The 11,122-nt window shown below is 70.3% G+C and carries 7 protein-coding genes; all 7 read right to left on the bottom strand.

What is annotated here, in order from left to right; translation table 11 throughout:
• Nucleotides 1-98: 98 nt before the first annotated feature.
• Nucleotides 99-428, bottom strand: coding sequence for a chorismate mutase (locus ACFWN2_RS04445; protein WP_382424858.1), 330 nt, complete (start codon nt 426-428; stop codon nt 99-101).
• A 90-nt stretch (nt 429-518) separates the two neighbouring features.
• Nucleotides 519-1,415, bottom strand: a complete 897-nt coding sequence (locus ACFWN2_RS04440; RefSeq protein WP_382424857.1) for a prephenate dehydrogenase/arogenate dehydrogenase family protein — start codon at nt 1,413-1,415, stop codon at nt 519-521.
• Nucleotides 1,412-2,671: a hypothetical protein gene (locus tag ACFWN2_RS04435; RefSeq protein WP_382424856.1), complete on the bottom strand. Its 1,260-nt coding sequence runs from the start codon at nt 2,669-2,671 to the stop codon at nt 1,412-1,414. The genes ACFWN2_RS04440 and ACFWN2_RS04435 overlap by 4 nt, the downstream gene beginning before the upstream one ends.
• Complete coding sequence (locus ACFWN2_RS04430) at nt 2,668-5,127, bottom strand: amino acid adenylation domain-containing protein (protein ID WP_382424855.1); 2,460 nt, start codon at nt 5,125-5,127, stop codon at nt 2,668-2,670. The genes ACFWN2_RS04435 and ACFWN2_RS04430 overlap by 4 nt, the downstream gene beginning before the upstream one ends.
• 125 nt (nt 5,128-5,252) lie before the next feature.
• Nucleotides 5,253-6,311, bottom strand: a complete 1,059-nt coding sequence (gntD, locus tag ACFWN2_RS04425; RefSeq protein ID WP_382424854.1) for a guanitoxin biosynthesis L-enduracididine beta-hydroxylase GntD — start codon at nt 6,309-6,311, stop codon at nt 5,253-5,255.
• A gap of 71 nt (nt 6,312-6,382) precedes the next feature.
• Nucleotides 6,383-10,840 carry an amino acid adenylation domain-containing protein gene (locus tag ACFWN2_RS04420; RefSeq protein ID WP_382424853.1) on the bottom strand — a complete coding sequence of 1,486 codons (4,458 nt, stop codon included), beginning with the start codon at nt 10,838-10,840 and terminating at the stop codon, nt 6,383-6,385.
• 40 nt (nt 10,841-10,880) lie between these two features.
• Nucleotides 10,881-11,084: an MbtH family protein gene (locus ACFWN2_RS04415; RefSeq protein WP_382424852.1), complete on the bottom strand. Its 204-nt coding sequence runs from the start codon at nt 11,082-11,084 to the stop codon at nt 10,881-10,883.
• Nucleotides 11,085-11,122 lie beyond the last annotated feature (38 nt).

The raw sequence follows: 11,122 nt of genomic DNA, 5'->3' as shown, positions 1-11,122 counted from the left end.
TACGCAAACAGTCATGTACACAAAAGTGGATACTACCGGCAGAATTCGGACAAAGCTTGCTACACAGCGTATATAGCAGGACCGCTCCCCTGCTGCCGTCACTCAACATGACGCACGGCGTGGCTACCCTGGGTCACATGATCGACTGACGTCTTCTCGTCGATGATCTCGTCCTCCAAGCGGCACGCCTCGCCGATGATGAGCATGGCCATGTCGCGCATGAAGGATTCAGAAACGCCCGATTCCCGACCGCGCCGCGCGTAGGCATCACACACGGCGGCAACTCGCTGCGGTTGCATCATGGGAATTCCTTCATTTTTCTTCACGGCCGCGACCTCCGCACACACCCGAAGTCTTTCGGCCACAATCCCGGCAAGCGCTTCGTCCAGCTCCTCGATCCGCGAACGAAAGGGGCGCAACGAATCCACGTCCGAAGACCTCTCCTCATCGTGCAGCAAAAGTATTCAAATGGTTACACGATGCACATTAGGGGGGCAGGGTCTCAACGCAGTATCAGCTCAAGCCGATGATTCCCGCGGGTCCGGGTTCAGTGCTTCCAACTGCCGGACGGACTGAGCGCGCAGCGCCTCACCTCGCGGAGCGGCCCAGGCGCCGAGCCTGCCGAGCCACTCCCCGAACTCCCCGCGCCCGCCGGCCGTCACGAGCGCGTCGAGGTCGACCAGTGCGCCCGCCAGTGCGGTGCGCGCGGCAGCCGCGGCCCGGTTGGACGCCTGCACGTCCCAGTACACCTCAGGATTGGCTCCGGTGATCCGGGCGAGCAGCGCCAGGAGCGTCCGATGCGGCGGCGGGGCCAGGTCGACGATCCTGTCAATGCTGATCCCCAGCTCCGCGGTCACCTTCCCCAGCGCGAGCACTGATGCGTGCGTGGCGGCCTGGACCACCGCGGTGACGCGGTCGTGCTCCTGCGCGCTCAGCTCCACCACGCGGGCTCCTTCTCCGGTGATCAGCTCGAGCAACCACCGTGCGCGGCGACCGACCTCGACCGGCACCGCCGCGACAGCGTGGTCCCGGAATCCCAGCGCGGGAGCGAACATCGGGTTCAGGCTCAGTGCTTCGATTCCCCGTGCGGCCGTCATCGCGCGGAGCACGGACGCAACGCTTTCCTTGACGGACAACGTGTCCACGACGAGCACACCGGTCCGCAGCACCGGTGCACAAGCCTCCAGCGCAGACAGGGCGACTTCCTCTGGGAGCGCCACCACGATGATGTCCGCCGCACCGATGACCTCGAGCGCGGCCGGCGACGGCTCGGACACATCACCGACCACAGTGGACACAGAAGGAGCCGGCAGCCGGTCCACCACCGTGACGAGAAGATGCCGCTGCAGCAGGCGAACGAACAACCCACCGACCTGGCCCGCTCCACCCAGCACGACGGCACTTCGACAGGTCACGGCACAGCCTCCAGGTCGTCGTCCTCGCCGAGCACGACGAGGTCCACCTGAGCGGCGAGTCCGGGGAGGCGGACCGCCAGCCATGCCTGCAGGCGCGCGGCCAGTCCTCCGCCGAGCCGCGGACGGCCTGCTGGGTCCTGGCGTTCGACCAGCACGTCGAACAGTGCCTCGGACTCGCTCAGCGAGGCGAGCGGCGTCGTCCGGTAGCCGTGCTCGGCCGCCACGGTGTCGACGTCCCGCCAGTCCACAGCGGTCCTGCGCCGTCGTTCCGCCGTCCGACCGGGCAGCACGATGTCGGCGACGCCCGCTGCGGGCAGACCGATCAGGCGTAGACGCACCGCGCCGCGCTCACTGAGCAGCCGGTCGAGCTGTGCCATCGAGTGCAGATCCCGTCCCCACCTCAACAGCGGCGTCTTCGCGTTCGAGCGCGCGGGCCGCAGCAACAGGTGGTAGGTGGCGGCCGCCGGCAAGGGACCGAGCAGGAGGTGCGACTGCCAGTCGACCCAAGGCGCCCGGCCGGCGAGTGCGCGCTGCACCGCGGGCGGTGACCAGCCGGCGGCGTCCGGAGTGGACTCCGCGCGCCCGATGCGCAGCAGGTTCGCGAGCCGCTCCAGCCGGGGGTCTCGCAGGTTGACCACGAACACCGCGCCGCCGCCGCGCACCAGGCGCAGCAGGTCGACCGCGGTTCCCGGAACGTCCAGACAGGACAGTGAAGGAGCCGCCGCGTCCAGCAGCACAACGTCGTACGGCTTCTTCGCGGCGAACACGTCGACCGCGGGGTGAGCCGCGGACAACCGCACGCGCTGCCGCAGGTCGGGCCGCCGTGCCAGGACCTCGCAGATCTTGTCCGCAGAAGGGTCGGCGAGCTCGTAGTCGGCGCATTGAGCGGAGAACGCTGCCGACAGGTCCATGTCGCCGATCCCCAGGTGCAGCGCGCGCCGGGGAGCCAGCCGGGCCAACCGGTCCAGGGCGAGTCCGATCGCGGTGGTGGACCGTCGCTGCACCGGTTCCGCTGGTCCGGGCAGAACCACGGCCACCAGGCGTCCGTTGTGCTGACGGACCACCACTTGAGCCACGGACCCATGTGCGAGCAAGGCCGCCCGTACAGGCCCCCAGACGGTGGGCCCGTCCGGCACCAGGTCAAGCCGTCCGTCGGGATGCCGGCACACCCGCACGCCGTACCGGGCGATCCCGGCCGTTGCGGCGCGAAGTGCTCCTGCGCCCTCGAACGTGACGTGGCCGCTGTGACCGGTCATGGCCGGGAACGCCGGCCCGGTTCCAGCGCCCGCATCGCCTGCACGTCGAGCTTCCCGCTCGGCGCCCTGGGCAACCTCCGCGTGAGCACGTAGTGGTCGGGCTGCATGTAGGCAGGCAAGATCCGTTCCACCTCAGCGCGCAGCTGGTCCTCGACGAGACCTTCGTCCGCCGAGGCGACGAACGCGGTCACCACGTCCGCACCGGACGGGGCGGTGTGCAGCAGCACCACGCATTCCGACACGGACGGGTGGCGGCGCACGGCCACCTCGATCTCGCCGAGCTCGACCCGGAAACCGCGCAGCTTGACCTGGTTGTCGACGCGACCGGTGATCAGCAACTCGCCCTGGGCGGTCCACTGCCCGCGGTCCCCGGTGCGGTACAGGCGATCGCCGGGTCCGCCGAAGGGGTCGGGCAGGAACCGTTGCGCCGTCAGCGCCGGCCTGCGGTGGTACCCCCTCGCGACCGCGGGACCGCCGATGTAGATCTCACCGGGCAGGTCGGGCGGTACCTCGCGGAGGCGCTCGTCGAGGACGTGGAGCCGGTAGTTGGGAAGCGGCGGCCCGATCGGGATCTTCCTGCGGGTGGCGTCGACGACGTCGCACGGGTGGGCCGAGGCCCAGACCGCGCACTCCGTGGGGCCGTAGTCGTTGAGCAGCAGGGCATCGGGGTGTTCCAGCAGGTGCCGGACGACCAGCTGGGGCGGCATCGGTTCCCCGCCGACCGACACCAGACGCAGGTGTTCGAGGCCCGCACCCGCCGTCGCTTCGAGCACGAGACCGTAGTGCGAGGGCACCGAGTGGATGTGGGTGACCGGCAGTCGCCGCAGGAGCCTGGCCAGCGCCGACGGGTCGTGCGCCTCGGTCTCCGTGGGCAACACCGCGGTTCCACCGCCGGTGATCGTCCAGTACAGGCCACCGGCGGCGCCGTCGAAGCACAGGGGCATCGTGACGAGGTCGCGCTGCGGCGGCGGACCACCTACCTCGCGGGCGTGCGTGGACACCACGATCGCCCGGTGGTGCACCGCGACTCCCTTGGGCAGGCCGGTGGAGCCGGAGGTGTAGATGACGTAGGCGAGGTCGTCCTGGGTGACGGTGACGGCGGGGCTGTGATCGGGCTGCTCCGCGACGTCTTCCAGCACGACGACCGGGATGGGGAGGTCGGGGACGGTCTGCTCCCGGCGGACGAGCACCAGCCGCGCGCCGGAATCCGACACGATGTGGCGCACGCGCTCGGCGGGGTACGACGGCTCGACCGGTACATAGGCGGCGCCGGCTTTGAGCACGCCGAGCATGGCGACGACGGAGTCCGCGGCTCGGTCGGCGAGCAGGGCGACGAGATCACCGGGGGCGACGCCTTCGGCGAGGAGCCGGTGCGCGACTCGGTTGGCCCTGGCATCCAGCTCGGCGTAGGTCAGCTCGGCTTCGCCACAGACGACGGCCGTGGTGGACGGGCGTGCGCGAGCCTGCAGTTCCACCAGGGTGTGCAGGCAGGCGTCGGTGAACTGCTGCGTCTCACCGCGGGCCCATCGAGCCAGGCCCTCGCGCTCAGGCGCGGTCGTGGCCGGCACGTCGTCCACCACCGGATCGGACTGCGCCGCCTCGAGGACCGCGGCCAGCCGGGAGGCGAAGGCCACCACCGCGGCCTCGGAAAACAAGCTGGCGTCGTGGTCGACGCGAAGTCCCGCGTCGACCAGAGCCACGTCCAGCTCGTACCGGGTCGTGCCGTCGGGCAGGCCCACCGGCCACGCGACGCACCGCCCCACGCGTTCCGCTTCCGGCTCCCCCTCGCGGCGTACGGCCACCGTGGCGTGCACGCCGTCCGGGGCGGGGATGGCGGCGGCGAGGTCCTTGTCGACCCGCCGGACGAGTTCGGTGAAGCGGGTCGCGGCGCCGGTCCTGACCACTACGGCCACCGGTCGTGGTGTCAGCACCAGCAGGTCGACGTCCGCCTCGTAGCGGTAGCGGTCCAGCAGGACGCCCACCGCCGTCGCCAGAACCGCCTCGGCCGACACACCGGTCACGCCGGCGAAGCGGTCCAGCGCGGCGGTGTCGAACGGCACGCGCACGGTGGCGGTCGACCGCGACGGCGTGCCGCCGTCCCTCAACGCGGTCGGCAGGTCCACCTGGGGGCCTGCGTGCGCCTCGGGGTGCACCGGCCGCGGCAACGGAGCGTCCGGGTCCGTGAGCCACGACAACACGTCACGAGGCGAGGAGCCGTCGGTGGTCGTCACGATGACGAGGACGCGTCCGGTGTCGAGCCCGGCGACGACCGCGCGGAAGGGACGGGGATCCATCCACGCCGCCGCGAGCGCGTCCCGGACGAGGTCGTCGCGCTGCGCGTCGTCCCGCACGGGGAGGCCACTGCTGTGCACGGTCAGCGAGGGGTGGTCGCGGAGGGACTGCGGCCAGCCCTCCACCACCCACGCTGCGGCGGCCGGTCGCGTCGCCTGAGTCACGATCACTCCTCCTGTCATCCGTTGCGGACTGGTGGACCGGCCCGCAGCGGTGCCGGGTGGCCTCGGGTCGTGCGGGCGTGCTGCGGCCGCTGGACGCGCGGCGCCCAGCCGTCCGGATCTCGTCGCTAAAGCAGGATCCGTCCGTCCGCGCCGCCCCGGAACTCGCGCGACTTGCGCAGGTCGCGCGTGACCACGGCCTTCTTGAGCCAGCGGTCGGTGCCGTCGAAGCGCGCTTTGAACTCGGCTCGTCCGTGGACGGCCTTGTAGTTGTCCACGATGAGCAGGTCGCCGGCGTTCAAGGCCACGTCGGTCAACTGCTCGTCCAAGGACTCGATGACGGCGTCCAGCGCCTCGGCGGCCTCCTGGTCGCCTGGGACGGCGTTCATGAAGGCCGGGTCGATGCGCAGGTACGGGGCGTCCTGGCCGCCGAAGAGGACGGCATTGGGCTCGGGGTTCTCCTGCATCCGCTGCATCACGTGCGGTGTTCCGGTGCCGGCCGTCAGCGCCCGCGCCCGCGCCACGTGCTCGTTGTCCGGCCGGATGAGGAAACGCCGCTGCCGCAGCACCTCCTCGTGCCGGGGGGCGATGTCGACGGCGTCGATGCTCGCGATCGTGGTGGGCACCGAGTCGTGGTTGCGCAGGCCCAGCAGGAGCAGGTAGTCACACCGGTGCGGGTGGAAGCCGTCTTCGGTGTGCCATTCCAGCTTCACCGTGCCGTGCCCGCTCTGCTCCTGCTGTTCGGTCGGCATCGGCAGCACGTTGTGGACGAGCTTGCCGTCCTGCAGGGTCGACCAGCCGAAGAGGTCGCCGAGCAGGGAACCTACGAGGACGAGGTAGGTCTCCAGGTGCCCGGTGTTGCGGGGGCCCTCCTGCGTACGCCAGTCCAGCGGGGTCGGGCCGATCTCTTTGTCGTCGACCGGAAGGCCTCGCAGGACGAGTGCGGTGGCGTTCTCGGTGGACCGCAGCGTCCTGATCTCGCTGACCAGGTTGGCGGGCAGCCGGTGGGCCAGGCCGGCGGCCGCGGCGAGCAGTGACGGCGCGGTGCCGGATCCGTGGTCGCGGAGCACGGCACGGGTGTAGGTGTCGACATGGCCGGCGTCGGCGGGTGTCAGGTCGACGTAGCGGATGGTGCCCGACGAGTCGCGCACGGCCTCGGACCGTGCCGTCGTGGAGGTGCCTTTCATGGTGATGCCTCTCGGAGGTGCGGTCCGGCCGCCGCCCGCGGGCAGGCACCCGCGGGCGGACGGTGCGTCGGTCAGCCGTGCGCCTTCTCCCTCGCCACTTCCTCGGGCGAAGGCAGGTAGCCGTTGTCGACCAGGAACTGGAAGCAGGAGTGCGCCCACTGCTCGTTCACCGGCGGGCACTCGATGCCCGAGCCCTCCAGCGCCTCGTTGAGCACACGGCACTCGTCGAGCGGATCCACCTCCTGCTGCAGGTCGGGGTCGAGCGCGGCGTGCCGCATCGACGCGACCCTCAGGATCGGCGTCAGCGGGTAGAGGATGTGGTCCTCGTCCACGGCGAGCGCCTGGCGACGGGCCTCTTCCTCGTCCACGACGTTCAGGTCGTAGCCGAACGAGCGCAACCACTGGTAGCACTGCTGCATCGTGGTCGGTTCACGGTTGGTGATGTTGAAGTTCTTGCCGAGGTTCTCCTCGCGCAGCGACGTGTAGACGATGGCCTGGGCGGTGTAGTCCACCGGTACGGCGTTGATCACGTCGTTGTAGAGCGGCAGGACTCCGAGGTCGAGGAAGCCCTTGAGGTAGACGTAGAGGTAGTCGGTGTCGTGGGACGCGCCGGTCTTGGTGTGGCCCGTGATCATCCAGGGCCGCTGCACGGTGACGGGCACGCCCCGGTCCCGGGCGATGACCACGATCTTCTCCGCGACCCACTTGGTGCGGGGGTACCCGGTCGGCACCTTGACCGGCCGGTCGCCCAGGTCCTCCTCGGTGAACGGCCGCAGCGCACCCGTGCCCATGAAGACGTCCACACTGGACACCAGGTGGAACGCCTTGAGCGTGGTCCTCGTGGCCAGGCGCAGCAGTTCCTCGGTTCCCAGCACGTTCGCGGCCTTCATGGCCTCGTACGGGTAGGTGAAGTTGACGATCGCACCGCTGTGGTAGATCGAGTCGATCGAGGCGGCGTAGCCCTCGAACTCCTCTTTGGACAGTCCGAGGTACGGCTTGGCCAGATCACCCTGGACGACCTTGATCCGATCCCGGTAGGACTCGTCCCACGCGCGGTACTTGCGCATGGTCTCCTCCAGGCGGTCCCAGCACTCGTCGGCGCTGCCGCCGCGCACGAGGCAGTGCACGGTCGCGTCGGTGCGCTCGATCAGCTCGACGACGATGAACAGGCCCAGGTAGCCGGTCGCTCCGGTGACGAGCACGTTCTTGGGCGCGAACCAGTCGGCGCGCGGCAGGCCGTCGGGCTTGATCGCCGGGTCGAGTTCGACATCGGCGACCAGCTCCGCGACCTGCTTGGCGTACAGCGCCGCGCTGTCGACGTTGTCCCGTTCGCGCTGGTGCGTCTCCACCGCGCGGGCGATGCCCTCGACGGTCGGGACGCGGAAGATCTCGTCGATCGGCAGCTCGACGTCGTGTTCGCGCGACAGCTGGGCCGCGAGCCTCGCGACGAGCAGGGAGTTGCCGCCGAGGGAGAAGAAGTCGGCGGTGGCGCTGATGTGCTGCATGCCCAGCACGGCGGCGAAGGTTTCCGCGATCTCGGCCTCGAGCTGGCCGCGCGGCTCGACGAAGCCGCTGACGGCGATCTCCTGGGGTGCCGGCAGGGCGGTGGTGTCGATCTTCCCGTGCCGGGTCAGCGGCATCCGCTCCAGCGTGACGAAGTGGCTGGGCGCCATGTAGTCGGGGATCTGCCCCAGGACGTGGCTCACCAGCGTCTCCTGGGTGAGCACGCGGCCGATGACAGGAACCACGTAGGCCACGAGTCGTGGCATCCCCGGCTGGTCCTCGCGCACGGTGACCACGGCCTCGGCCACGAGCGGGTGGCGCAGGAGGACGTTCTCGACCTCGGACAGTTCGATGCGGAAGCCGCGGATCTTGACCTGCTTGTCCACCCGGCCCAGGAACTCGATCGCGCCGTCAGACCGGTAGCGGGCGAGGTCACCGGTGCGGTAGAGGCGGTCGCCCGGACGCGCGGAGAACGGGTCGGGCAGGAACCTCTCGGCGGTCATCGCCGGCCTGTTGACGTAGCCGCGGGCCACGCCCTCGCCGCCGATGTAGAGCTCGCCCGGCACGCCAGGAGGAACCGGGTTGAAACTCCGGTCCAGCAGGTGGATGCGGGCGTTGGGAACGGGGCTGCCGATGGGAACCCGCTGCGCCTGCGCCTCTTCAGGACCGACGTGGTGCACGGAGGCCCAGATCGTCGCCTCGGTGGGGCCGTACTCGTTGAACAGCACCGCGTCGGGGGAACGCCGGTAGTGCTCGGCGACGAGGTTGGGTGGCAGGGTCTCACCGGCGAGGATCGTTGTGCGCACCTCGTCGTAGGCCTCGAGGTCGGTCTCGAGCAGCACCGCGTACTGCGAGGGCACGCCGTCCACGTGGGTGATGCCGCGGCTGCGGATGAGCTTGCCGAGCAGGCGCGGATCGAGCACCTGCTGTTCCGTGGGGAGCACGACGGTGCCACTGCGGCTGAGCGTCCAGTACAGACCGCCACCGGAGGCGTCGAACGTCAGCGGCGCCAGGACCAGGTAGCGCTGAGGCAGGCCCGGCCCTTCGCAGGCGGTGCGTGCGGCCGTGGCGTGCACGATCTGGCGGTGTTCGACCGCCACACCCTTGGGCCGGCCGGTCGATCCCGAGGTGTAGATGATGTAGGCGAGGTCGTCCGGCTCCACGCGCACGGCGGGCCGGTCGGTGCCCTGGGCCGGGTCCGCTGTCGGCACGCCGACGCCGGTGACCGCGCCCAGCGCGGCGGGGACCTCGGCGAGCGTCGCGGGAAGTCCCACCAGCAGGCTGATCCCGGCGTCGCCGACGATGAACTCGAGCCTGTCGGCCGGGTAGGTCGGGTCGAGCGGCACGTAGGCCGCGCCTGTCTTCAACACACCGAGCAGGCCGACGACCGCGTGGACGGAACGGTCCACCAGCACACCGACCTTCGTTCCCGGTGCGGCACCGCGGGAGGCGAGTTCGGCGGCCAAAGCCTCGGCGCGGGCGTCGAGGGAGGCGTACGTGACCTCGTCGTCCCCGGCGGCGACCGCGACCGCGTCAGGGGTCGTCCGCGCCGCTTCCTCCACGAGTGCGTGCAGGGTGCGGGAGCGGTCGTGATCGGCGGTCGTCTCGTTCCACTGGTCGAGGAGCCAACTCTCGTCCGCGGTCACCATCGGAATCGACGACAGCGGCCGGCCCGGCTCCGCGGCGGCGGTCTGCAGCAGCAGCACGAGGTGGCTGACGAACCGCTCCGCCGTGGACCGGTCGAACAGGTCGGTGTTGTACTGCACCCGCAGAGTCAGCGCGTCACCGCGACGGATCGCGAACAGGTCGAGGTCGTGGGCGGTCCAGGTCGCCGGAAGGTCGAGCGGGGTCGCGACGGCGCCGGGAAGGTTCCTCGACGGCGTCTCGTCCTCGTAGGTGAAGGACACCTGGAAGAGCGGGGTGTGGCTCAGGTCGCGCTGCGGCTGGGCCGCCTCGACGATGCGGTCGAACGACAGCCTCGCGTGCGCCATCGCCTCCGACCGCACGGTGCGCGCGAGGTCGGTCAGGCGGGTCAACGAGTCGGACTCGCCCTGCTCGAACCGCAGCGGAAGGGTGTTCTCGAGCGGCCCTACGAGGTTGTCGCCGTCGGTGTGCCAAGCGGCCGGAACACTGATGCCGACCGCGAGGTCGTGCTGCTGGGAGTAGCGCGACAAGACCCCGACGTAGGCCGCCAGCAGCACCTCGGGCACGAAGTGACCGCTCTGCTCGCAGTAGGCCGTGACGGCACGGGTCACGGCGTCCGGCACCGGCACGGTGACCGCGTCGCCGTGGATGGTCTTCATCGACGGGCGGAGCCGGTCGGTGGGCAGTTCCAGCGGGCTCAGCGCCGCGAGGCGGTCGCGCCAGAACTCGACGTCCTTGACGGCGTCGTCGCTGTTGACCCACTCCCGTTGGGCGACCACGAGGTCGTGGAAGTCCGTCGAGGCGACGGCGGCGTCCGCACTCGTGCCGCCGGCCAGCGCGGTGTAGCGGGTGAGCAGTTCCTCGGTGAGCAGCTTCGCCGAGCGCCGGTCCGCGACCATCTGGTGCAGGGTCAGCAGCAGGACGTGGTCGTCCTCGGCGAGGCGCAGCATCGAGGCGCGCACCAGCGGCCCCTTGGCGAGGTCGAACCGCGTGCGCGTGTCGGCGGCGAGGACGCGGGCGAGTTCGGCGTCCAGGGCGTCGGCCGCGATCTCGACCACCGGGAGCCTCAGCGTGACTGCCGGGGCGGTCGTGGCGAGCGGGTGCCCGTCCACCTCGCGGAACGTGCTCCGCAGCACCTCGTGCCGCTGCACGACAGCGCTGAGAGCCTGCTGCATGGTGGCCGGGTCGACCCGGCCGGACAGGCGGACAGCGGAGTTGACCTGCCACGGTTTGCTCTCGTCCAGCTGGAGCAAGACCCACAGGCGACGCTGCTCCAGGGAGAGGTTGCTCGGCGCGGCGTCGGCCGAGCCGTCCAGGAGCTGGGCGAGCAGCGCGCGCTTCTCCTCTGCCGACATGGATTCCAGCTCGTGCTGCTGGCTCATACTCGAAGACTCCTAGGTAGTTGCCGTCAGGGCGGGATAGTCAGCCGGCCACGCGTTCGCGGACCGACCGCGGGCGCATGTCGGTCCACACGGTCTCGATGTGCTGCAGGCACTCCTGCTTCGTGCCGCTGGTACCGGTCGCGGTCCAGCCGTCCGGGAGGTCGCGGCCGTCGAACCAGATCGAGTACTGGTCCTGTTCGTTCACCACGACCTGGAAGACGGTGTCCGCGTCGTCGATGCCCATCTCTTCCTCTTCTCTGGTGGAATTTCCCGGGTTCGCCG

The sequence above is a fragment of the Lentzea sp. NPDC058436 genome (assembly GCF_042721515.1).
Classification (GTDB): Bacteria; Actinomycetota; Actinomycetes; order Mycobacteriales; family Pseudonocardiaceae; genus Lentzea.
The sequence above is the reverse complement of the archived record's forward strand: the minus strand, read 5'-3'. Positions and strand labels throughout refer to the sequence as shown.